Here is a 23,434-nt window from a genome sequence, read left to right as displayed (position 1 = left end):
GCCGTCATCCGTCGCGACGAATTCGACCTCAAGGGAATCCGTGTCAGCCGTGAATACGCTCACATTCTCACCAGCGTCGCCGGCAACCGCGCCACTGCCGCCTACATTCACAGGCTCATCCGCGGGCATTGGGGCATCGAGAACGAAATTCACTACCCGCGCGACACCGCGTGGCGCGAGGACGCCAACCAGACCCACACAGGAAATAGTCCACACACGCTCGCCAGCTTCCGTAACCTGGCGATCGGGATCATCCGCCGAAACGGCATCAGGAAGATAAAGGAAACCCTCGAGTACATAGCCGGCGACCGCGACCGGGTACTCCCACTCCTCGCTACGGCATGTCACTAAACATAGCACTGAGTTACCTCGCCGAGGCCCTGGGGCCCGATGCCCACCGGCACGGTCACGATTTASCAGGAAGCGGCGGCCATCGCGACGGTCCCCCTGGAGCACGACCCGTTTTCCGAGTTTCAGGACGCGGTCGCGCGGTGGAACAAGGACGTGGTGACGGGAAACCATGACTTCCGTGCCTCATACAGTGGCGACGAGCATTACCATCCCGGAGCCACGGAGTTCACCCACGAGGGACTAGCATCGGCGCTACAGGTCACGGTACCCGAAAAGGTGATCACCGGGCAGACCCTGGTCGTGGACATCGCCCTGGACAAGGGTGTTCAGACCGCTCCTGCGACGGGCACCTTCGAGGTCCGGTGGGGCTTCGAGACCAGGACCGCTCCCGCGTCCGYGGACGGAAAAGCACAGGTCACCTTTCCCGTGTTCGCGGCCAGTCCGCCTGGGAGCGCCTGGTGGGTTGACGTCAAATACATCGACGACCCGGTCTATCAGCCCACGCAGGCCCAGAAGCCCATCCTGATCTATCCGGCTGACTGACGCCGACCTGGTGCCGCGCCGCCCTCGATATCCCTGGACGGTGCGGTGCCTCGCCGGCACACCGATCGAATGCCCGCCGTTGGGCTCCAACAAAACCAATCTCCCGAGGAGACGCCGGCATGCCCGGGGACAGCGCGCCGCCCGCGCCGAAGAACGACGGCAGCAGCAACAGCGACGGCGGCAAGGACGATGGCGCGAGCGGGATCCGTTCGCCGGGCTCGTCCTCGACGAGACCTTCGTCGCCGGAGCCACCAGGTACGAGGCACCCGCCCGCACCAGAGCCGCGATCGCCCGCTTCGGACCGGTCGAGGAAGGACGCCCAGCCTGGCGACCGGGCCCGTCGCCTCGCCGGCGGCGAACACCATCCCGACAATCGCTCGCGACGACCGCACGCCCCCGGGCCTGGTCACCCGGCCGCATCGTCCTCGCACTGATCAGCATCGCGTTGCTCGGCTCCACCACCTACCAGTGCGCCAGGTCGAAAGTCGACAACCCACCACCCACCGCGCTGTCCGCCGACGCCCCGAGAGCGTTCTCTTCCCCCGGCGATCCGGCCACAGACGCCGACATCAGCCCAGACCTGCACCGGTGGGACTGGAAGCCCGGCCGGTGCTACCGCTGGCCCCAGGCGGCGGTCGACGTCCCCGTCGACGACGTCCCGTGCGCCGAGCCGCACCTGTTCGAAGCGGTCGGCCCCCTGGATCTGGAACCCGCCTACCCACAGGACGCCCCGTACCCGTCGGTGTCGCAGTGGACCGACATCGGGGAACGCCACTGCGGCCCGCTCATGACGCCCTACCTCGGCCGCCCGATCGACCCCTTCGGGCGCTTCGCCGCGAGCCTGATCCGCCCGCCGAAGTCCGGTTGGGAAGCCGGTGACAGAAAGGTCGTCTGCGGACTGATCTTCCGGGGCAGTAGCAAAAGCGACAACGTGTGGATCCTGAGCACGTTCTCGGGCAGCGTCAGGGGCGCCGACCAGGCACTGACCTACTCGCCGGGCACCTGCTTCCGCCACAGGGTCGACAACCATCAGGATCAGGTCCCGTGCGACCAGAGCCACCACACGCAGAGCATCGGAACGGCAACGCTGCCCGACACCACCGACGGCGGCCCGCCGTCACCCGAACGTTTCGACGAACTCGCAAAAGCCGCCTGCATGCCCCACGTCGCGCCCTACCTCGCCCATGACTTCGGCGGCGCTGCCGCCCAAGGCGGATGGCACCTGATTCGTCCCGAAAGCTGGCGCGCGGGAACACGATCCACCACCTGCACGGTCGGCCTCGTCGACCAGGCAGGCAAAGAAGTAGAGACGACCGGGCCCCTCAGCCCCACGGACACCTCGGGGACATTCACCGCATAGCCGTGGTGGGCCCTCGCCGCCGGCCAGGTCGTCGACACCAGTGGTGCCGAAGTCCTTCATCCAGCCGGCCGGCACCAGGCCCCGCAGTTCGCCGTCGCTGTCGGTCAGCTGTACCTGCCCGTCGACGGGGCCGCTTCCGCGATCCCGAAAGCCGCTGAGACACCTTCCTCGATCTCGAGCCGCGCCAGTTGTGGGTCGCTCGCAGTAGGTGCGAGATCGGCGGAGACTTCCGTCGCGGCCACGCGCAGTCGGCCCCGGTCTCCAGGCACCAGGGTGGTATCGATCTTCCGCCACCTTCCGGTGCCATCCCGGAAGTTCGTCGGACCGAGCGACATCTCTGATGTGTACGTACCGTCCGGGTTACGGAAGACGCTCGTCGTCTCGGTTCGCCGCTCCGCGGCTTCGACCCGACCGGCCTTCGGGGCCGCGGTTTGCCCCGCGTCAGGCGCTGGCGGGTCCTTGACGACTGCCTCGTCGATCGGACCGATCTTCGCCGTCACCGAGGTCGGGGCCGCTCCTCGCTCGTTCCTCGCAGCCGGCTTCTCGAACGTAAGCGGCTTGTCGACGGTGGTGGGTACGGCGCCCGGCAGGTCGGGGACGGCCTTGTCGACCGCCGCCGGGGCCGGGGCCTCGACGGACTGGGTCGCCTCGGTCGGGACCTCGTGGTCGCGGCCGTCGGCGGAGCCCGAGCTGCTTTCGGGCAGGCCCATGTCCCGGAAGGGGTTCTCGAGTGCGACCGGGCGGCGGCCGCCGCCGGTGCGCTCGACGACGACCATCGCGACGACCAGGATTACCGGGATCAGCAGCAGCGAGATCGCCCGGAGTCGGCTCGGGCGGGCCCGGCGACGCCGGCGGCGGTGCGCGCGCTTGCGGGTCCGGGTCCGGGTCCGGGCGGGAGGCGGGGTCGGGGGCAGGCAGGTGCCGGCCGGGCATGGAGGGCTCCGAGATCGTGAGGGTGTCCGTGTGCGCGGACGTCCGGGAGTGGGCACGGTGACGAGCCGTGCCGGGAGACATCGCGGGCACGGGCGAGACCCGTGGCCGCCGCGTGTGCGGTACGCGGCGGCCACGGGGGCCGGGACGGCGGGCTCGGATGGCACCGGCCGGTTACGGCGTCGCCGAAGGTGGGCATGCGGCGGCGCCGTGACCGCCCGCCGGGAGGGGAACCCGGCAGGCGGCACGCATCAGGGACGGGAGACGGCGGGAGGACGGAACTCAGGGCGCGAGCAGTCGACGTGACGAGCCGGGAAACGTGACGGGTCGGGAAACGTGACAAGTCGAAAAGCGGTCCGGCGGAAATCACGCCGGTGACCTGCGACCGCGAAAGCAGGCGCAGCAGAGATCACGGGCAGTGCGAACTACGACGGGCGACGGGAATCCCGAGCGAGCCACCGCGCTGTGGGCTGGACGGGCGACACGGACCGCGTCCCGGTGGGCTCCGGAACGTGGTCCGTCGACCGGGAGCCGGCCAGAGCCGACATCCGGTGTCCGAATGTTTGCGGAGCGCAGCATTGCACAACTTTTGCTGCCCTGCCAAGCGGTCAGTGCAGGATCAAATACCTCTGGTAGGAGGATTTACGGACGGTGACCGGCCCGGATATTCCACGCTCATGCGCACGCCTGCGCGACGCGGCGCACGAGCCACGCACGGGCCGGCCTGGGCCAGCGGGCCGACATCGGCCCAGCCCAGCCCTCCTCCGGATGACGTTCGACCGCAGATGCACCGATGATCAACAATGCGTGATCGTCGCGCCGACTCACAGACAGCCCAATCAGGCAACTCTTTCGACCTAAACTGTTATCAAGATAACAGTCGGTGCCGAACCCTCCCGTTTCGGTAGCGGATAGTCCGGACTTTCTGTCACAGTCCTGTCTCACAACGCATCGTTCCGGCACCAACGTGGCTCGTAGTCGGCGGTCCGCCGCCGTGAGCACCTCAGAGTTCCTCACGGAGAGTGATGACCTAGAGAGCCGGCAGCCCGCTCCGGGCCGGTCTCGTGTGCCGGTCCGTGGCCCTCGAGCAGCCGTGCGGCTTCCGTCACAGCCGCACGGCGCCCGCCTGGTCCGGTGGTCGGCGAGGTTTCGCCTCCGCCGGACCAGGCCGTCCACAGACCCTGAACAGGTATTTCTTTCTCACGCGCCCCCGCGTCCGGTAGGCGGAGCACTGTCCGTCGGACGCCTCCGATCCCAGGAGTAGCGTGCCGGTGAGCCGTCATCGCCGACCTCATGAATCCCCGACCGGTCCTTCCTCTGTGCGCGAATCATCAGGTCAGCGTGTTCAGTTCAACGAGCACGGAAAGTCACGCGCACCCAGGCAGGACGCGGGTCGTCATCGTCCGCCGGGGAAAGCAGTCGCAGAAGCGGGGGCGGGCATTTCTTTCGCCCGGACCGGGGTTTTACCGGCTGTCGTTTCGGGCTCGGCTACGACACCGACACCGACACCAGCGCCAGCGCCATCCCCGGCACGTGGACCAGGACCGCGCCCGGCCGGTTCGGCTCGGAGGCGGGGCGGCCCGGCGGCGCGGGGCGGGTCGACCGGTGGAACCGCCCGGCACCGACGCCCCCCGCCATCCGACGAGCCTGCCTCCAGGCCCCGGGGCGCCAGGCACGCCAGGCCACCCCGACAGGCGCCGGCGCATCGGAGCCGGCGGTCGGGCGTGGTCCGCATGACGATGCTGCCGACCGCGCTCGCGGCCGCCCTGCTGTTGTTCTGCACCGCGGGGACACCCCGCGACGACGGCGGCGGTGGCGACCGCGACCAGCTCGGCACCACCAGTCCGCCGCCGGTCCGCCCGGGCGACTGGGCCATGCCCGAGCTGGTCCCCAACGGTTCGACCGCGGCGCCCGACCCGGCCACCCTCACCTCGCGGTCGCTCGCCGAGGATGCCACCGCCGACCCGGCCGACGTCCATTCGACGATCACCCTGACCGCCGCCGCACGGGGCGTCCCCGCCCGCCTGCTGGCGGCCTACAAGGAGACGGCGGACCGGCTCGCCGAGGACGCGCCAGGCTGCCATCTGCCCTGGGAGCTCCTGGCCGCCATCGGCAAGGTCGAGTCCGGGCACGCCTCCGGGCGGCCCATCGCCGCCGACGGCACCGTCACCCGCCCCATCATCGGCCCGCCCCTCAACGGCGGCGGCACCGCGCTGATCCGCGACAGCGACCGCGGCGCCCTGGACGGCGACACCACCTACGACCATGCCGTCGGGCCCATGCAGTTCATCCCGACCACCTGGCGGACGGCCGGCCGCGACGGGAACGGGGACGGGCGCAAGGACCCGCACAACATCTACGACGCCACTCTGGCCGCGGGCTACTACCTCTGCGCCCACGGCCGGGACCTGGCCGACCCCGACCAGCTCCGCGCGGCGATCCTCGCCTACAACCCGTCGGACGACTACGTCCGCGCCGTCCTGACCTACCTGAACGGCTACCGGCAGGGCGGCGCCGCGGTGCTGCCCCCGTCGTCGTCTCCGCCCGCATCCGGGTCCGGAAGCGGGAGCGGGTCGCCCATTGACGGCGTCCCGATCGTGGAGATGACGCCGAACGGTCAGGGCGGCGAACCGTCCAGCCCGCCGGGCACGCCTCCGCCCACGGCGACACCGAGCCCGACGCCGCCACCGCCGGCGGGGTGCGAGCCACTGCGCGCGGCCGACCTCACTGTCACTCTCACGGACCTCGATCCCGATGTCGCGGGCTACGAGTCGCTCGATCTCGCCGCGACCCGCACGCCGTGGACGGACGTCGACGTCACCGTCGAGACGGAGGCGGACACGACGGCCGGCACGGCGATCACGACGAGCCGGCGGACCGTGCCGGCCGGCAGTGGGAGCACCGCACCGGCGCTGCTGGCGCGGATCCCCGGCCCCAGCCTCGCCGTCGCCAAGCTGGCGGACGACAGCATCGTGCTCACCCTCACCGTCGAGCCCGCGGACGGGGCCTGTCCCGCGGTCGTGCGCCTGCGCATCCGCAACGTCCACCCGGACTCGTTCGCCCCGCCGGCCGCCCCGCCACCGACCATCGCACCACCGACGACCACGCCACCGGCCACACCGCCGGGCACCGCACCACCGACCACCACGCCGCCGGCCACACCGCCACCTACCGCGCCGCCAGGCACCGCGCCTCCCCCTGCGACGCCGTCGCCGACCGGCACGCCACCCCCCGGCGCGCCATCCACCGTGTCTCCCACGACCCCGCCGCCCGACACCACGCCGCCGGGCACCGCGCCATCCGAGACCGTGCCGCCCGCGGCCGGGGAATCGGCCACCGAGCCGCCCGGTCAACCGGTGAGGTGAGCGCGGTGGGGTGAGGACGGTGCGGTGGGCGGCGTTCGCCAACCGGCGTCCAACAAGGTCCAACGACGGCCAATTGCCTGGAGGAGGCGCGTCAAGGCGGACGGTGCAGTCGCACGCACTTCGCTCCAAGTAGTCCCAGAACCACCCGGCGCGGTCCAGACTTGCGATCGTGCCGGCTAACGCCCTCCATGCACTCGACACGGTCATGGTGCGCGCGTTCGCGGTTCTCCGTGTGCTGAATGTCGCCGTTATCGTCGGCTACGTCGCCGTGTGGTGGTCCTGGTATGCGGAGCATCCGGCCGGGATCGCCGCGGCCGTGGTCACCGCGGGCTGGGGTGTCTTCTTCGTGGTGGTGTGCCTCGCCCGCCACGCGCTCCCCCGCCCCGTCGTCGCCGGGAACGTGGCCCTCGCGGTCGTCGCCAGCGCCGGCACGGTGCTCTGGCTGCCTCCGGACTCGGTCGGTGGCTTCGGCACCTGGGTGTTTTCCACAGTGACCCACGCCGCGGTGGTCGCCGCGACGGTGTACGGCCGCCGCACCCACGCCGTCGTGGTCGCGGCGATGGTCGCGGCGCTCCTCTGCGGCGCGGCGGTCACTCAGGCCACGTTGGACGATCCCGCCCTCGGCGGGAACCACACCCCGCTGAAACGAGCGGTCATCGGGGTCGTGCTGCTCGCCGGGCTCGCGCAGCTCTTCCGACTGGCCGTCGACCGGCTGCGGGCGATCGCGCTCGACGCCGATGCCCGGCTGGCCGCGGCCGCGGCCGAGCAGGAGGTGGCCGCGGTCGCCGCGGCCCGGCTGCGGGACGAGCGCGAACGGGAGCGGGTGCTGCACGACACCGTCCTGAACACGCTCACCGGCATCGCCTGGGGCGGCGGCGCTCCCCAGGACGGGCCGCTGGTGGGGCCCGGGCACCTCACCGCTGAGCAGTGCCGCCACGCGATCGAGGCCGTCCGGTCGATGCTGGACGGCACCGCCGGCGGAACGCGCGACCTGGCCCAGCCGATGCGGCGGGTGGTCGCCGTCGCGCGGGCCCGCGGCCTGCGGGTGGACGTCCGGGCCCTGCCCACGACGGATCTTCCCGACGAGGTGGTGGCGGCGCTGGCCGGGGCGGCCCAGGAGCTCCTCGCCAACGTGCGCCGGCACGCCGGGACGGACCGCGCCGCGCTCGAGGTGCGCTGGCGGCGCGCCGACGGGGCGGTCACCGTCATCGTGTCGGACGAGGGGATCGGGTTCGCGGCCCGGGCCGTCCCCGGCGACCGACTCGGCCTGGCCCGGTCGGTGCACGCGCGGATGACGGAGATCGGCGGGCGGGCCACCATCACCTCCGAGCCGGGTCGCGGGACCACCGTGCAGCTGACCTGGAGCGACGGGGAGATCGGCGGGGCCCGGCCGGCGGCCCGCCACTGCGCCCGCCCGGCCGGCCGCCGGCCGGCCCACCGCAGGAGCATGCGCCCGCCGCGGCGCGACCGGTGGGCCGGCCGGGCTGGGCGCCGGTGGGAGGCGGCCCGGGCCGCCTCGCGGGCCCGGGCGCCGGCCGGCGGTACGGCCGCCGAGCTCCGGGACTCCTACGCCGCCGGCCTGCGCCGGACCGTCGCCGCCGTGACGGCGGTCTGGTTCACCTGCACCGTCTTCGCCCTGGCCTTCGTCGCGCCGTCCAGCCGGTCGGTGCCCGTCGCCGTGCTGCACTGGCTGGCGATGGCCCTCGTCGTGCTGCCCGCCGCCTGGACCGCCTACCACCGGCCGCTGCGCCGCGCCGAGGCGATCGTCCTGATGGCGCTGGCGCTGGCGGTGACGACGGCGGTCGGCTTCAACATCGCACCCGTCCACACCGATGCCGCAGCGGGGACGGGCGGGCCGCCGAGCAGGATCAGCACCTGGCCGGTTCTCGTCCTGCCGCTGCTGCTGGCGTTGCTCGCCGTGTCCCGGCTGTTCGTCGAGTGGATCGTGGCGATCGCCGCCACCGTGACGGTGCTCGACCTGCTCGTGCTCAGGGGCGCGGGCACCGGCCCGCTCGCGCTCGCGCAGCTGCTGACCGCGACGAACGGCCAGATCGCGATGCAGGTCATGGTGTCGATGGGCGGTCCGCTGCTGCGGCGCACCGCGGACCAGGTCGCCCGCGCCGTGGAGGCGGAGACCGCGCAGGCCGCGGCCGCTCGGTCCACGGCCGCGATCCGGCAGGACCGGGCCCGCGGCCTCGCCACGGTCGAGCGGGAGGTGCTGCCGCTGTTGGAGGCGGTCGCCGACGGGCTGCTCGACCCCGGTGACCCGGCGGTGCGCGAGCGGTGCGGCCGGCACGCCACGGCCGTCCGGCGGGCACTGGTGACGGGTGCGACCGGGGCGCTGGGCAGTCTCGCCGAGCCCGTCTTCGAGGCGCGGGCACGCGGGCTGGACCTTGAGGTGCAGGTGGTTGGCGAGGCACCGCGGATTCCCGCGCGGGTGAGCGAGCGGCTCGCCGCCGTGCTGCCCGGGCTGCTGCGCGCCGTCCCGGCGGCGGGGGCGGAGCACGCCGTCCTCACGCTGATCTGCGAGGAGGGCGACGGGCGGCTGTTCCTGACCTATCCGGCGGCGGCCCCGCCGGAGCTGACCGCGCTGACCGGGATCGCCGGTGGCGAGGTGTTCCCGGTCAGCGAGGTGCTCTCGGTCAGCGCGGACGCCGACGACGGCCAGGTGTGCGTGGAGGTCGCCTGGTCGGCCGGCCGGGAGGTCAGGCTCGGCCGGAGCTGAAGCCGCCCGGCCGGCCGGGAGGTCAGGCCCGGTCGGAGCTGAACCGGACGGCGCCAGCGCCGAGTACCGCGCCCGGGAACACCCTGGCCCCGGCGCGCAGCTCGTTGCCCGGCTCGATCACGGCGCCGTCGCCGATGACGACGTTCTCGAGCACCACCCCGTTGCCGATCACCGCCTCGCGTCCGACGACGCTGTCGCGCACATACGCGCCCGCCCCGACGGACGCCCGGTCGAACAGCACCGAGCCGTCGATGCGCGCGCCGGTGCCGACCGAGGCACCCGCCCCGATCGTCGAGCCGCCGCCGATCTTGGCGTCGGTGGCCACCGTGGACCCGGGCAGCACGAGGCGGTCCCCGACCGGGCCGGGCAGCGCCGAGGACGGCATCCGCCCGGTGACGAGGTCCCGCGAGCCCAGGACGAACGCCGCCGGGGTCCCGAGGTCGAGCCAGTAGGTGTCGTCCGGGTAGCCGACCACTGGCACCCCGGCGGCGAGCAGGGACGGGAAGGTCTCCCGCTCGACCGAGACCGGACGTCCCGCGGGAATGGTGTCGATGAGCGAGCGGCGGAAGACGTAGCAGCCGGCGTTGATGAGGTTGGTGGGGGGATCGGGGGTCTTCTCGAGGAAGGCGGTGACCCGGCCGGCGGGGTCGGTCGGGACGACACCGAAGGCCCGCGGGTCCTCGACCCTGGTGAGGTGGAGGGTGACGGCCGCGTCGGCGGTGATGTGCCGCTCGACGAGGGCGCCGATGTCGAGGCCGGAGAGGATGTCGCCGTTGAAGATGACCACCGGCTCGTCGGCGCCGGAGCGCAGCCGGCTGGCGACGTTGCGGATGGCGCCGCCGGTGCCCAGCGGCTCGGTCTCGGTGACGTATTCGAGTTCGAGGCCGTGCCCGGAACCGTCACCGAAGTGCTCCTCGAAGACCTCGGCCCGGTACGAGGTGGCGAGGACCACCCGGGTGATTCCCGCGTCGCGGGCACGGGCGAGCATGTGGGCCGTCACCGGCACGCCGGCGACCGGCAACATCGGCTTCGGCGCCGACATCGTCAACGGGCGGAGACGGGTTCCCTGCCCGCCGACCAGCATCACTGCGTCCATGAGGCGTCAGTGTCGCAGAGCACGTCCGAGTCGGTTGCGTGTGCCCGGCCGGGTGACCCCCATGCTCAACGAGAGGCCACAGGCTGGACACGCATCGTCGGGTCGACGTTCATGTCCCGCAGTGGCCAACGTGGCCTCAGCGTGGCTTGCGGGCGGAGGTGAGCAGCTCGGCGGACCGGGTCGCGCGCGCGCCGGCGCTGTCGCGCGCGAACGCCAGCGCCAGCGCCAGCCGCGCGCCGAGGCCGACGGTGAGCGCCACGCGCAGCGGCAGCTGGCCCGGCCTGTCGTACTGCCGGCACAGGTAGCGGATCATGCTCCGGTGGTGGGCGACCACCATCTTCCGCGACGACCGCTTCGTCGAGTGCCCACCGAGGTGCTCGACGACCGCCGACGGGACGTAGACGAGCTGCCGGTCGGCCAGCCCGATGCGCCGGCCCAGGTCGACGTCCTCCATGAACATGAAGTACGACTCGTCGAAACCGCCGACGCCCTCGAAGACCTCCCGGCGCAGCAGCTGGCAGGAACCGGAAAGCCAGCCGGCCGTCATCTCCCGCGGGGCCCCGCGCTCGCGGCGGTAGGACGCCGTCCACGGGTTCGTCGGCCAGCACCAGCCGAACAGGGCGTGGCCGATGCCGCGCCCGAGGGAGGGCAGGTCGCGGGCGGAGGGGTAGAGGGCACCGTCCGGGTTGGTGATGCCGGGGCCGAAGGCGCCGCCACCGGGCCAGCGGTCGGCGGCGGCGATCAGCTCGTCGAGGCTGCCGGGCGCGAAGGCGATGTCGGCGTTGGCGACAAGCAGCCAGGGAGCGGAGGCTCCGGCCGCCCCGCGGTTCGCCGCGGTGCCGTAGCCGAGGTTGCGGCCGGGGCGCAGCAGGGTGACCTCGGGCCGCTCACCGGCGGCGCGGGTGCCGACATCCACCTGCGGCGAGTTGTCGACCACGACGACCTCGTAGGGGCGGGTGGTCGACTTCGTCAGCGAGTCCAGGAAGGTCCCGATGATCTCCCCGGAACGGAAGGTGACGACGATGACCCGGATCTCCGCCTTGTCCACCGGGGAACCGTAGCGCGTCAGCCGCCGGCCGCCGCACCGGCCCGGTAGGCCGGGTGGTCAGGCGTCGGACCGGGGTGGTTCAGGCGTCGGCCACCGCGCGGGCGTAGCTCGCCAGGTGGGCCTCCGCGGAGGCCGCCCAGGTGAACTCGTGGGACCGGGCGAGCCCGGCCGCGGCGAGCTGGGCGCGACGCTCGGCGTCGTCGAGCAGCGCGCTCATCTCACGGGCGATCGAGTCCGGGTCGGGCTGGGTGTAGGCGACCGCGTCGCCGCCCACCTCGGGCAGCGAGAGGCGCGGGGTCGTCAGCACGGGGGCGCCGCAGGCCATCGCCTCCAGCACCGGCAGGCCGAAGCCCTCGCCGTGCGACGGGTAGGCGACCAGCTCCGAACCGCCCAGATAGCCCGGGAGATCGGAGAAACGCAGGTAGCCGGGCCGGATCACCCGCAGATGGCTCGGCACCGAGGCGACGGCCGCGTCGACGTCGTCATCCCAGCCGGAACCACCGGCCAGCACGAGCGCCGGGGGCTCGTCGCGCCAGTGCACCGCCTCCGCCCAGCCGCGAATCAGGTTCGGGACGTTCTTGCGCGGCTCGAGCATTCCGAGGAAGGCCACGTAACGGGTGTCACCGAGACCGAGGCGCAGCCGCACCCGGCGCCGGTCCTCCTCCGTCGGCGGGTGGAACGTGGTCGTGTCCACCCCGTGATAGGCGACGTCGGTCGTCGTCGACTCGCCCTCGAGGACGCGGACGAGCTCGTCGCGCGTTGCCTTCGACGGGACGATGATGCGGCTCGCCCGGCGCACCGCCGTCCGCATCGCCGACCGGAAGAACGTGCCCTTCACCGCCGTGTGCATCTCCGGCTCGGTGAAGAAGGTGACGTCATGGATCGTCACGCACACCGGCCGCTGCGCGCGCAGTGGCATCGTGTAGTGCGGCGAGTGGATGACGTCCGCATTGACCTGTTCGGCGACGAGCGGAAGACCTGTCTGCTCCCACGCCAGCCGAGCCGGCCGGTGCGCGATGGCCGCCGGGCCCGACAGGACGGTCGCCCGCGGCGCCATCCGGCTGTAACGTTCCTCGTCCGATCGCTGGCACACCAGCGCCATGTCGGCGCCGGCCGCGCCCAGAGCAGCGACGAGCCCGTCGACATACCGCCCGACACCACCGCGGTCGGCCGGAACCGAGGTCGCATCAACGAGCACCCGGGGTCCCACGGCGCTCCTTCCGAGACGTGCCGCCTGATTCAGTGTGGCCGCTTGCTTCTCAACGGGGGCAACACTACGCCCGCCCGTCGTCGGCGACGGACACGGCAGGGGAGCCGCTGATTCGACGGTAGAGCTCCCAGCACGATCGCGCCGCCCCATTCCAGGTATATCCCGCCGCGCGGACCCGTCCGGAACGCGACAGACGACTGTGTAGCCGGGGATTCTGGACGATACGCGCGAGCGCCTCGGCGAAGCCGGCCGGATCACCGATCCGGGCCACCAGCGCCGCGTCGCCGGCGACCTCGACAAGAGCCGGCGTGTCGGAGACGACCACCGGCACCCCGTGTGCCATCGCCTCGATGACCGGCAGGCCGAAGCCCTCGGAACGGCTGGGCGCTACCAGCATCGTCGCCCGCGAGAGCACGACGGCGAGATCTTCGTCACTGATCCGGCCGAGACCAAGAAACCGCCCGGAGGCGGCAAGGTCGGCGAAGCCTCCCGGCCCGGTCGCGGCGGGGCCGAGATCACCCCATCCGGCAGCCCCGACGTGCACCAGCGGAAGGTCGGGGGCGTCCGGATGGCGCAGGGCGGCAAGCAGGGTGTCCAGGCCCTTGCGCGGCTCCATCGTCGCCAGGGTGAGCAAATACCCCCGTTCGGGAAGGCCCAGCCGGGCGGCCCGGCGGTCCGCGTCCGACGGCACCCGCAGCACCGCCTCGGCGACCCCCTCACCGATCACGTGCAGCCGCTGCGCGTCAATCGGCAGATGCTCCCGGATGTCAGCCGCGACGGCCCGGGTCGGCACGATCACCGCGTCGGCGTGGCGGGCGACCCGCTCCCCCATCTCCCGGTGCCAGCGGACCCCGTGCGGCGTCAGGGTCTCGGGATGGGTCCACGGGACGGCGTCGTGCACGGTGACCACCAGCCGCGGCCGGGCACGGGTGGCACGGTCCCGCCGGACGGGTGGGGGCACGAGCAGCGTCGGCGCGTGGACGACGTCCACCCCGGTCGGGCCCGGGCCCGCGCCGCGTGCCCAGGCGGCGGCGAGCGCCCGCCGCGGCAGGCCCAGGCGCAGCGGCCCGAGGACGCCCGGCAGGGCCGCCGCGGAGGTGTCACGCCGGAAGGCACACCACCCGACGACGCCGTCCCCGGGATCCGCCGTCCGGGCCAGGGCGGCGGCGAGCTCCGCGGAGTACCTTCCGGTCCCCCCGGGGACCGGCGCCAGAATCTGCTCGACCAGGAAACCGACCCGCATCCCGCCAGTCTCCCCCGCCCCGCACCCCCCACCGACCGCCACCCCCGCGACACAGCGCCCCCATCCCCCAGCCGGGCCTTGCCCCGGCCGGCCGGGGCAAGGCCCGGCCCTGCCGGCCAGGCAGGGCGCAAGCCTCGGCAACTGTGGCGGGTCAGTGAGTCCATGGACTCACTGACCCGCCACAGATCCTCAGACAGGTGGGGGTGGGTCAGCGGTCGCGGCGGGCTGCGGCCAGGCCGGCGATGACCATGATGATGCAGCAGCTGATGCCGACGACGTAGCCCCAGCCGCGGTGACCGAAGGAGTCGAACGCGGCCCCGAGACCGAAGATGACCAGCGCGAACAGCATGACGGTGAGGAACGCGGCCAGCAGTTTCTGCGCGGGAGGCGCAGGCGCGCTCACGAGACGGCTCCGATCCGGAGCCGGGCCACCCGGTCCTGGGCCACCCGAGGCTGGGCCGACCGGAGCTGGGCCGACCGGTCCTGGGCCGGCCGGAGCTGGGCCGGCCGGAGCTGGGCTGTCGACGTCCGTGGCCGGGGTGTGCGCGGCCGCGGGGGCGGGGTGTTCAGGGCTGCCGCCTGCGGGCGTGGGTCAGCACGACGCTGCCCGTGGTGTCGGGTGCACGGCGGTCGGAGAGGGCGACCAGCGGGGAGAAGACCGCGGCCGCGTTCCAGCCGATGCGCCCGCCCTTGGCGGACAGGTTGAGGTAGAGGCGCTCCGCCCGTTCGGACCGGAACATGTAGGTCTGGCGGACCACCTCGAGCCCGGCGTCGGCGAGCAGCTTCGTGAGCTGCTCACCCGGATAGGTGTGCTGCACGTGGTAGCGCTCGCGGTGGCTGGCGAACAGGTCCGGCCAGCGGTCGGCCCGGGTCAGGGCGTCCGCGGACATCACCAGGTCGCCGCCGGGGCGCAGCACGCGGGCCATCTCGGCGAGGGCGGCCGGGCCGTCGTCGAAGTGCTCGATCGCGCAGACCGACATGACGATGTCGAAGGTGGCGGGCGCGAACGGCAGGCGCAGCGCGTCGCCCTCGACGAGGCTGGGACGGTGCTTCAGGCGGCTGCCGAAGTCCAGCTTGTGGCGGGCGAGGTCCAGGCTGACGGCGCGGGCGCCGCGGCGGACCGCCTGGCCGGCCCAGTAGCCGTCACCGCCGGCGACGTCGAGCATGGTCCGTCCGTGCAGGTCGCCCGCCCAGGAGAGCAGGGTCCCGACCTCGCGGCGGCGCATGACATGCACCTGGTGACCGGCGTAGGCCAGGGCGTCGTCACGTAGGGAACTCATGGCGCACAGTCTGCCTTTCTCACCAGGCGGGACCTGGTCCCGACCCGCTGAACACCCAACTGAACACACTCACAGGCGACACATTTCGGGTTGCCCCGCTCCTGAGCCGCCGACAGCGGCGCCTTCGCCGTCAGCACGGTTTCAGCACGGCGTCGAGGTAGCTGTCCCAGGCGCTGTCGACGTCGGGCGGAGTCACCTTGGCGCGCAGGGCGGTGAGGACTCCCGGCTCGTACAGCCGGCGCAGGGCCACCGCCAGCGCCGCCGGGTCGTCGGGCGGCACGAGCAGGCCGTCGACGCCGTCACGCACGGACGTCGTGAGGGTGCCGACGCGGGTGGCGACGACGGGGACACCGTGCAGGTGCGCGAGGTCGACGTTCTGCGAGGCGGTGCCGGCCCGGTACGGCAGGACCAGCGCGTCCGCGGCGGCGAACAAGGCGGGGACGTCCTCGGCCGGCACGTAGCCGGGGCGCAGCGTGACCCGCTCGCCGAGGCCCAGCTCGGCCACCAGGGTACGAGTGCTCTCGATGCCGCCCCAGAACTCCCCGGCCACGGTCAGGCGGACGTCCTCGGGGCCGGCGGCGAGGGCGCGCAGCAGCACGTCGAGGCCCTTGTACGGCCGGACCAGCCCGAAGAAGAGCAACTCGCGCGACGGCGACGGCCGCGACGATCCCGCCTCTGGCGCGTGCGCCGACCCGGACCCGGACAGGATCATGTCCCCGCCGGCGGCGGTCCACAGGTGGGGTGCCATCTCGGCGACGCGCACGGGGGCGGCGGTGAGCTCCGCGGCGAGCCTGGCCTGCGGCTCGGTGTGCACCAGGRCGGCTGAGCAGCGGCGGAGCACCGCGGAGACCAGTGGCTCGTCGATCCGCCGGCGCTCGTGCGGCAGCACGTTGTGGCACAGCGCGAGGACGTCGCGGGACGACCGGCCGCCCCCTGAACGCCCACGCAGCCCACGCAGCCCACGCAGCCCGGCCAGGATGCCCAGGTAGGCAGGAGCCTGGATCGGGGTGACGACGACGAGGACGACGAGGTCCACCGTGGCGCCGGAACCCGGGCCGCCCGAGGCCGGAGCACGCAGCCGGCGGCCCAGCCGGAACCACGAGTCGGGGCGGCGCCAGGACAGCGGGTAGGACGTCGCCACGAACGGCGTCCCCTCCGGGGTGTCCACCCGTTGTTGTCCGGGGTAGAGCCGCGCCGGGTACTGGCGGGACCACGACTCGATCCGCACCTCGTGCCCGCGCGCGGTGAGGCGGTGCGCCAGCTCGGTGGTGTGCTGGGCTATGCCGCCCTTGTACGGGTGGGTCGGCCCGATGATCGCGATACGCACGCCGAGGCTCAGGTGTCGCTGCGTGACCGGGCCACCAGGTCACCGATCAGCGCGAGGACCACGATCTGGAACCCGACGAGGATCGCGAGCAGCGTGGAGGTGGTCACCCGCAGGTCGTACCGGACGAGGTCGACGATCAACTTCACGAAACCGAGCGCCATGATCCACAGGGCGACCGGCATCAGGACCTTGATCGGATCGAAGTACATGACCATCCGCAGCACCTGCAGGATGTATCGACGGGCGTCCTTGAAGGGGTGGAACTTGGACGTCCCCGAGCGCTTCGCGTAGTGGATCGGCAGGTAGTCCACGGGGTGCTGGTTGGACAGGAACGCCATGGTGATGGTGGTGACGCAGGAGAATCCCGGCGGGAGCAGGCGCAGGTACGGAAGCGACACGTCCCGGCGGAACGCGCGCAGGCCGGAGTTCAGGTCGGGAATCTTCGTCCCGGACAGCCGCTGCGCGACCATGCGAATGAACCACTTGGCCGGCACGCGGGCCCACTTGTGCGTGCCCTCCTCGGTCGTCCGTGCACCGACGACCTGATCGACGTCAGGGTTTTCGTCCAGGTAGCGAACAAACTCCGGAATGCGCTCGTTCGGGTACGTCATGTCCGCGTCGGTCCAGACGACGATCTTCCCGCGGGCCTCCTGCGTGCCGATGCGCCGCGCCGTGCCCGAGCCGCCGTTGCRCCGGAAGGGCATCAGCCGCATATGGGGRAAGTTCGCCGCCACGTCGCGCAGGACGTCCAGCGTGCCGTCGGTCGACTTGTCGTCGATCACCAGCAGCTCGTAGCTGTACCCGCTGACGTCCATCGCCGCCGTGATGCGCTCGAGCTCGAGGACGACGTGATCCTGCTCGTTGTAACAGGGGAGCACCACGGTCACGTAGGGCGGTGTCTCCACAGCCGTCTTGGTCGGCTGTTCGGCTGGATGGATGGCGCTGACACTCACGTCGGTGTGACTCCCGGTCGTCGTTGCGCGCCCGCGTTCCGTCCCCGGCAGGTCGCGGGCAGTCCGCTCTCCAGGGTGACACGGCCTGCGCCGGGGCCCGAACTCCGGTCGCCCCCCGACTGCGCCTACTGTTACCGCTCGTGGGGACGTTCAGAGGTGATCTACGGGAGTATGTGCGCCATGTGCGGACTCTGCGGGCGGCGCGGGAGACCTCGGCCCGTTCGTTCGTGGCCGGTCTTCGGTATCCACTCGCGCACAAGCAGCCGATCTGGATCGGTTCACCGACGGTGATCGAGGGTCACGAGCGGATCGAGTTCGCCGACGGCGCCGCGCTGCGGATCGGGCTCGCTCCGTTCGGGCTCACCACCCGGCATGACGTCTCGATCCTGCGCGTGCACCCGGAGGGCCGGGTGCGCTGCGAGGGCGTCGTCTCGCTGCAGCGCGGGATCCGCGTCGTGGTCGACTCCGGGGTGCTCGAGCTCGGCCCGTTCGCCAACGTCAACGGCTTCGCGAAGATCCTTGTCCGGGAGCGGGTGAGGATCGGCGCCTACTGCAACGTGTCGTGGAACACCCAGCTGCTCGACAACGACTTCCATCCCATGGTCGTGGACGGCGTGGAACAGCCCATGAGCGGGCCGATCGTGCTGGAGGACCGGGCCTGGATCGGCGCCGGGGCGATCGTCCTGAAGGGTGTGACCGTCGGGGAGAGCGCCGTCGTCGCCGCCGGTGCCGTGGTGACGAAGGACGTCCCGCCCAAGGCGATCGTGGCCGGCTCACCGGCGAAGATCGTCGGGCACATCGACTACTGGCGCTGAGCCGGTGTCCGTGTCGCTGGCCGCCTCCCCCGCCGGCTACCCGGTCGGAGCGCGCTTCCGGCCGATCATGCTGCTGCGCTCGGCGCCGCTGCCGATCTGGCTGATCACCGGGCTGTTCGCGGCGCTGCTCGCGAGCTGGTCGGTGCTGGTGCCGCAGTACCACGCGCCCGACGAGCCGAACCACGTCGACGCGGTGATGCGGCTGGTCCAGGGCGCCGGATGGCCGCATCCCGGCCACGCGTTCGTCCGTCCCGACGGGGTCGGCACGATCGCCGCGTCACCCTACGGAACCGACGCGCTCCCCTACGACCTCGACTACGCCCCGATCGCCAAGGGCGACGCCACGCCGCGCGCCGACCGGCCGACCTGGGACGAGATGGGCGACACCCGCCAGCCTGACGGCGAGCCGCAGCCGCCCGGGGAGATCCAGCAGCTCGTTCAGCATCCACCGCTGTACTACTGGGTGGGCGCCGCCGTGCTCCGGGCGCTGCCCGGCAGCGACGGCGACGGCCTGCGCTGGGACGTCACCATCGGGATCCTGCGTCTGATGAGCGCGCTGATGGTGACGCCGATCCCGCTGCTCGTGTGGGCGGGGGCGCACCGGCTCAGCGACGGCAACCGGGTCGCGGCGACCTGCGCCGCGCTGGTGCCCCTGGCGATTCCGCAGTTCAGCCACATCGGATCGACCGTCAACAACGACAACCTGCTCGCGCTGACCGCGGGCCTGGCCACGGTGACGATCGTCTACGTCCTGTGCGGGGACACGTCCCTGCGCACGGCCGCGTGGGCCGGGGTGTTCATCGGGCTCGCCCTGTTCTCGAAATCGCTGGCGATCGTGCTCGTACCGATGGTGGCGCTCGCCTACCTCGTCGCCTGGCGGCGCGCCCGGCGGGACGCCCACGCCCCACCCGCGCTGCCGCGGCGCGGCCCGGACGCCCCGTTCCTGCTCGCCGAGACCGGTCTCATGACGGTGCCGCCGGGCTCGACCCGGGCACCGTGGCGGCAGCTCCTGCTCGGCGGCGCGCTGATGATCGGGTTCGGTGGCTGGTGGTGGGTCGTCAACGCCGTCCGCTACCGGACCTTCCAGCCCGAGACCCCGGGATTCCCCCTCGGCAACTACGTGAACGACTGGGGCGATTACACCGAGATCCTGACCAACGGGACGATCCTGCGCTGGTGGGGCTCGTTCGGCTGGTTCGAGTCGAACCTGCCGACGGAGTTCGTCCGCTCCGCGAGCGTCGCCGTGGTCGTTCTTTTCGCGCTGGCGATCATCCGGGGACGCAACAGCCGGACGCGGGTGAATCTGCTGTTCCTGCTGTGGCCGACAATCGGCCTGTTCGGGCTGATGACCCTGCAGTCGGCGCTGGCGTTCGCCGACCATCACCACGTCAGCGGGATCTCGGGGCGCTATCTGTACGCGGGCCTACCTTCGCTGGCGATCGGCGTGGGAATGGGTGTTCTGGCATTCGGCCGGCGGGCCTCCCGGGTCTTTCCCGCCCTTTTCTTCGCGGCCGCCGCGGCGGCCCAGTGGTGGTCGATCAAAACCGTTCTGCCGTACTTCTGGAAGCCCCCTGGTGGCGATCTCGCCGACGCCTGGGACGCGATGACGGCCTGGTCCCCCTGGCCGCCGGCCGCCGCCGTCACCACGATGTGGATCGGCGCCGCGTTCGCGCTGGCAGTGCTGGTGAGCTGCGTGTGGATCGCGTTCCGCCCCGGGCCGGAGGCCGACCCGGACCCGGCCGGCTCCGCGCCCCTGGGCCTGGATCTCGCCGATGCGGAGCCGGCGGTTCTCGAACCGGTGGATTCGGAGCCGGAAAGCTCGGTCTGGGCGCGTCCCGATCCGTCGGATCAGGAACCGGCGCCGTCGGGATCAACCGGTTCGGCACCGGTGAACTCGGGATCGGCGCATTCCGAGGCCGGACCAGCCGAATCCGCGCGAATGGACTCGGCACCTGTGGACTCCGACCCTATGGACATCGCACCTGTTGACACCGGGTCTCCTGAGTCGGGGCGTTCCCAGGCGGCGAGTACCTCGACGACGCGTTCCACGGCAAAAGGCGACCCGCCGAGCATGACGAGCCCGGTGCCGTCACACTGAATCCAGGCTGTGGAGCGCACGCGTAGGCTCTGCGGTGTCAGCCATCTCGGTTCGGGGGGAGCCGTGCGCCGAAAGCGGGACTGGGAGACCGCGCCGCCTCCGGATCCCACCGGGCCCTCGACCACCGCCGCGTCGAACATCGCGCTGCCACTCGGTTCGGACGACCCCGAACAACTTGGGCTTTACCGGCTGCTCGGACGTCTCGGCGAGGGCGGCATGGGAACGGTCTACCTCGGGCGCAGCCCGGACGACCGGCTCGTGGCCGTCAAGGTGATCCGGGCCGACCTGGCCCGCGTCCCCGAGTTCCGGGCCAGGTTCCGGCGGGAGGCGGACGTCGCGCGCCGGGTCGCCCGCTTCTGCACGGCCGAGGTGCTCGACGTCGTCGACCCGCCCGACGGGCAGCCGTACCTGGTCACCGAGTACGTCGACGGTCTCACGCTGGCGCAGGCCGTGGCCGTCGAGGGCCCGTTGCGCTCGGCCGACCTGGAGCGCGTCGCGGTCAGCGTCGCCGCCGCGCTGACGGCCATCCACGGTGCCGGGCTGGTGCACCGTGACCTCAAACCGTCCAACGTGCTGCTTTCGACCCTCGGCCCGCGGGTGATCGACTTCGGTATCGCCCGCGCCCTCGACGCCCAGACCATGCTCAGCCAGGAGATCCAGCGCATCGGGACGCCGGCGTTCATGGCACCCGAGCAGGCCAACGGCCTGGCGGTGACCGCCGCGGCCGACATCTTCGCCTGGGGCGGGCTCGTCACTTATGCCGGCACCGGCTCCTATCCGTTCGGGGACGGGCCGACGCCGGTCCAGCTCTACCGGGTCGTCCACCGGGAACCGCTGCTGGACGGCCTCGACCCCGCACTGCGGCCGATCGTCGAGCACGCCATGCGCAAGGACCCGGCCGAGCGGCCGTCCGCGCAGGAGCTGTTCCTCCGGCTGGTCGGCATGGGGCCGGCGACCCATCCCGACCCCGACGTCACGCGGGTCATCAAGACCGGTTCACCCCCCGTCATCACCCCGGGCACGGACCCTCGGGCCGACTCCGGGGCACCACCGTTGGACGGCGCTCCCGCCGGCGCCGCGCCGTCAGGCCAGGCTGGCGGCGCCGCGCTGCCGCGCCAGTCGACCGGTGCCGGCCACGGCGCTGGTGCGGCCGGAACGGGCGGCGGCGTGGCCGGCACGGGCGCCGGTGCGGGCGCCGGTGCGGGGAAGACCGGCGCGGCCGCCGGCGGCGGGACGGCGGGGTACGAGACACGCTCGCTCGCCGATGTCCCCGCGCAGCCGGCGCCCGAGCACGACCAGGCCGGCGGCCCCCGCCAGCCGGCGCCGGGCGGCGGGCACGGCCCCCGGGCCACCCGGTTCCTCGCGGCGACCTCGCGGCGCCGGTTCGCGCTGTTCGCCGCGCCGGTGATCGCGCTGCTGCTGATCGCCGCGCTCATCCCGCTCGCCTTCAGCACCGGCGCCGGCAAGGAGGAGACGCAGGCCGACGTGGCGCGGCGGGTGGCCTCGACCGCCGAGGCGGTGCGCGACTCCGACGCCGGCCGCGCGGCGCGGCTGAGCCTCGCGGCGTTCCGGATCAGCCCGGTGCCGCAGGCCCGCGCCAGCCTGCGGACGTCCTATTCGGCCGCCACCGCGACCGCACTGACCGGGCACACCGGCTCCGTGCTCGGCCTGGGCATCAGCCCGGACGGGCGGACCATCGCCACCTCGGGCGCCGACAACGTGGCCCGGTTGTGGGACGTCTCCGACCGGACGCGTCCCCGGCAGCTGTCGACCATCGACGCGCACGGCGCCTGGGTGCTCGACGCGACGTTCAGCCCCGACGGGAAGCTGCTCGCGACCGTCGGCTACGACCGCTCCGCGCGCCTGTGGGACATCAGCGACCGGACCCGGCCGAAGCAGCTCTCGCCCATGCTGGCGCACAACGGGTACGTTCTCGACGCCGCCTTCTCCCCCGACGGGAGGATGCTGGCCACCTCGGGCTACGACAACACCGCCCGGTTGTGGGACATCACCGACCCGCGCCAGCCCCACGAGCTCGCCGTGCTCGACCGGCACACCAGCTGGGTCAACGAGGTCGCCTTCAGCCCGGACGGCAAGCTCCTCGCCACCGCGAGCGCGGACCACACGGCCCGCCTGTGGGACATCGCCAACCCGCGCCAGCCCCGCCCGCTGGCCGCCATCACCACGCACACGGACTTCGTCTGGACAGTGGCCTTCAGCCCCGACGGGCGGCGTCTGGCCACCGGTGCCTACGACGGCCTGGTCAAGATCTGGGACATCACCGACCCGACCAGGCCGGGCGCGACCGCCTCGTTCCGCGCGGACGAGAAGTGGGTCTTCGACGTCGCCTACAGCCCGGACGGCCGGACCCTGGCCACCGCCGGCTGGGATACCAGCGTCCATCTGTGGGACCTGACCGCGCCGGGCCAGCCCGCACCGGCCGGCCGGGTCTCCGGCCACGGCGACTGGGTCCAGGCCGTCGAATTCACTCCGGACGGAACGTCCATCGTGTCCGTCAGCGACGACCACACGGCCCGGATCTCCCGGATCGACGACGCCGGGCTGGTCGCGCGCGCCTGCGCGGACCCGTCCCGCCAGATCACCGAGGCCGAGTGGCAACGCGACATCATGGACGTCCCCTACCAGCCGGTCTGCTAGTGCGTTGTCCGTGAATGCGGGTCGGTTCTTGTTGATCAGGCGGCGTTTCGGACGTGGCCCCAGCGGTGCTGGCGTTCGGAGCGGATACGGGCGCGTTCGCGGCGCTGGGCTTCCAGCACTGCTGGGTCGCGGCGGTGGGTGTTGCGCCAGCGCAGGTAGGCGTGCAGGTCGCGGGTGAGCGCCGGGTGGTTGGGTGGATCGCTGTTACCGAGGGCGAAGCCGCGCAGCGGGCCGAAGTGGGCCTCGATCGGGTTGGCCCAGGACGCCTGGGTCGGGGTCAGGCACAGCTCGGCCTTGTGCCGGCGGGCCCAGGCGCGGATCGCGGCCGTCTTGTTCCCGGACCAGTTGTCCAGGATCACGTAGATCGGGGCGCCGTCCGGGCGGGCGGCTCGGATGCTTCGCAGTGCGGCCAGGGTGTGGTCGGCTCCCTTG

At 72.6% G+C, this 23,434-nt stretch carries 18 protein-coding genes and 1 pseudogene; 8 read left to right on the top strand and 11 right to left on the bottom strand.

Translation table 11 applies throughout. The features are described from left to right. The 3 genes and pseudogenes from BBK14_RS32750 to BBK14_RS32740 form a co-directional block, all read left to right on the top strand. Positions 1-351 (top strand): annotated as a pseudogene (locus BBK14_RS32750) (ISAs1 family transposase); the annotation flags it as partial. A gap of 39 nt (positions 352-390) precedes the next feature. Continuing rightward, entirely contained in the window at positions 391-894 is a 504-nt protein-coding gene (locus BBK14_RS32745) for a hypothetical protein (RefSeq protein WP_071067014.1), read from the top strand. Positions 895-973: 79 nt separating this feature from the next. After that, positions 974-2,254, top strand: coding sequence for a septum formation family protein (locus BBK14_RS32740; protein ID WP_241832043.1), 1,281 nt, complete (start codon positions 974-976; stop codon positions 2,252-2,254). A 104-nt stretch (positions 2,255-2,358) separates the two neighbouring features. Here BBK14_RS32740 and BBK14_RS32735 read toward each other — a convergent pair whose 3' ends face one another. Further along, on the bottom strand, positions 2,359-3,030 hold the full coding sequence (locus tag BBK14_RS32735; RefSeq protein ID WP_071067013.1) for a hypothetical protein: 672 nt from the start codon (positions 3,028-3,030) through the stop codon (positions 2,359-2,361). A gap of 1,642 nt (positions 3,031-4,672) precedes the next feature. Continuing rightward, the gene (locus tag BBK14_RS38635) at positions 4,673-4,822 is read right to left on the bottom strand and encodes a hypothetical protein (protein WP_157904379.1); all 150 of its coding nucleotides are present in this window, start codon (positions 4,820-4,822) and stop codon (positions 4,673-4,675) included. Between the two features lie 95 nt (positions 4,823-4,917). Here BBK14_RS38635 and BBK14_RS39250 point away from each other — a divergent pair, with 95 nt between their 5' ends. Then, positions 4,918-6,549 carry a lytic transglycosylase domain-containing protein gene (locus tag BBK14_RS39250; RefSeq protein WP_241832042.1) on the top strand — a complete coding sequence of 544 codons (1,632 nt, stop codon included), beginning with the start codon at positions 4,918-4,920 and terminating at the stop codon, positions 6,547-6,549. Between the two features lie 232 nt (positions 6,550-6,781). Further along, entirely contained in the window at positions 6,782-9,274 is a 2,493-nt protein-coding gene (locus tag BBK14_RS32725) for an ATP-binding protein (protein WP_241832041.1), read from the top strand. A gap of 22 nt (positions 9,275-9,296) precedes the next feature. On the opposite strand, the gene manB is transcribed toward BBK14_RS32725, so the two are convergent. The 8 genes from manB to BBK14_RS32685 form a co-directional block, all read right to left on the bottom strand. Then, a complete protein-coding gene (gene manB / locus BBK14_RS32720; protein ID WP_071067010.1) occupies positions 9,297-10,370 on the bottom strand; it encodes a mannose-1-phosphate guanylyltransferase in 1,074 nt (357 codons plus the stop codon). Positions 10,371-10,506: 136 nt separating this feature from the next. Continuing rightward, a complete protein-coding gene (locus BBK14_RS32715) occupies positions 10,507-11,418 on the bottom strand; it encodes a glycosyltransferase family 2 protein (RefSeq protein ID WP_071067009.1) in 912 nt (303 codons plus the stop codon). A 79-nt stretch (positions 11,419-11,497) separates the two neighbouring features. Continuing rightward, positions 11,498-12,628, bottom strand: coding sequence for a glycosyltransferase family 4 protein (locus tag BBK14_RS32710; RefSeq protein ID WP_020463323.1), 1,131 nt, complete (start codon positions 12,626-12,628; stop codon positions 11,498-11,500). A 64-nt stretch (positions 12,629-12,692) separates the two neighbouring features. Next, positions 12,693-13,871, bottom strand: coding sequence for a glycosyltransferase family 4 protein (locus BBK14_RS32705; RefSeq protein WP_071067008.1), 1,179 nt, complete (start codon positions 13,869-13,871; stop codon positions 12,693-12,695). A 208-nt stretch (positions 13,872-14,079) separates the two neighbouring features. After that, entirely contained in the window at positions 14,080-14,274 is a 195-nt protein-coding gene (locus BBK14_RS32700) for a hypothetical protein (RefSeq protein ID WP_071067007.1), read from the bottom strand. A gap of 163 nt (positions 14,275-14,437) precedes the next feature. Then, the gene (locus BBK14_RS32695; protein WP_071067006.1) at positions 14,438-15,151 is read right to left on the bottom strand and encodes a class I SAM-dependent methyltransferase; all 714 of its coding nucleotides are present in this window, start codon (positions 15,149-15,151) and stop codon (positions 14,438-14,440) included. Positions 15,152-15,281: 130 nt separating this feature from the next. After that, positions 15,282-16,478, bottom strand: coding sequence for a glycosyltransferase family 4 protein (locus BBK14_RS32690; protein ID WP_071067005.1), 1,197 nt, complete (start codon positions 16,476-16,478; stop codon positions 15,282-15,284). A gap of 8 nt (positions 16,479-16,486) precedes the next feature. Beyond that, positions 16,487-17,431, bottom strand: a complete 945-nt coding sequence (locus BBK14_RS32685) for a glycosyltransferase family 2 protein (protein ID WP_071067004.1) — start codon at positions 17,429-17,431, stop codon at positions 16,487-16,489. A gap of 182 nt (positions 17,432-17,613) precedes the next feature. On the opposite strand from BBK14_RS32685, the gene BBK14_RS32680 reads away from it, so the two are divergent. The 3 genes from BBK14_RS32680 (at position 17,614) to BBK14_RS32670 (ending at position 23,002) form a co-directional block, all read left to right on the top strand. Further along, complete coding sequence (locus BBK14_RS32680) at positions 17,614-18,246, top strand: acyltransferase (RefSeq protein WP_071067003.1); 633 nt, start codon at positions 17,614-17,616, stop codon at positions 18,244-18,246. A gap of 4 nt (positions 18,247-18,250) precedes the next feature. Next, entirely contained in the window at positions 18,251-20,344 is a 2,094-nt protein-coding gene (locus BBK14_RS32675; protein WP_071067002.1) for a DUF2142 domain-containing protein, read from the top strand. Positions 20,345-20,407: 63 nt separating this feature from the next. Continuing rightward, the gene (locus BBK14_RS32670; RefSeq protein ID WP_071067001.1) at positions 20,408-23,002 is read left to right on the top strand and encodes a WD40 repeat domain-containing serine/threonine protein kinase; all 2,595 of its coding nucleotides are present in this window, start codon (positions 20,408-20,410) and stop codon (positions 23,000-23,002) included. A gap of 35 nt (positions 23,003-23,037) precedes the next feature. On the opposite strand, the gene BBK14_RS32665 is transcribed toward BBK14_RS32670, so the two are convergent. Then, positions 23,038-23,434 (bottom strand): transposase (locus tag BBK14_RS32665; protein ID WP_198541502.1); only part of this gene is annotated, 397 nt, incomplete at its 5' end.

Origin of the sequence: Parafrankia soli (genome assembly GCF_001854695.1) — a bacterium.
GTDB classification, from domain to species: Bacteria; Actinomycetota; Actinomycetes; order Frankiales; family Frankiaceae; genus Parafrankia; species Parafrankia soli.
Note: the sequence above shows the minus strand (reverse complement) of the source record. Positions and strands in the feature narration are given on the sequence as shown.

Bases quoted from the DNA above. Each gene is read 5' to 3' on its own strand.
- manB (WP_071067010.1), bottom strand. From the start codon at position 10,370: ATGGACGCAGTGATGCTGGTCGGCGGGCAGGGAACCCGTCTCCGCCCG.
- BBK14_RS32705 (WP_071067008.1), bottom strand. From the start codon at position 13,871: ATGCGGGTCGGTTTCCTGGTCGAGCAGATTCTGGCGCCGGTCCCCGGG.
- BBK14_RS32695 (WP_071067006.1), bottom strand. From the start codon at position 15,151: ATGAGTTCCCTACGTGACGACGCCCTGGCCTACGCCGGTCACCAGGTG.
- BBK14_RS39250 (WP_241832042.1), top strand. From the start codon at position 4,918: ATGACGATGCTGCCGACCGCGCTCGCGGCCGCCCTGCTGTTGTTCTGC.
- BBK14_RS32735 (WP_071067013.1), bottom strand. From the start codon at position 3,030: ATGGTCGTCGTCGAGCGCACCGGCGGCGGCCGCCGCCCGGTCGCACTC.
- BBK14_RS38635 (WP_157904379.1), bottom strand. From the start codon at position 4,822: ATGGCGGGGGGCGTCGGTGCCGGGCGGTTCCACCGGTCGACCCGCCCC.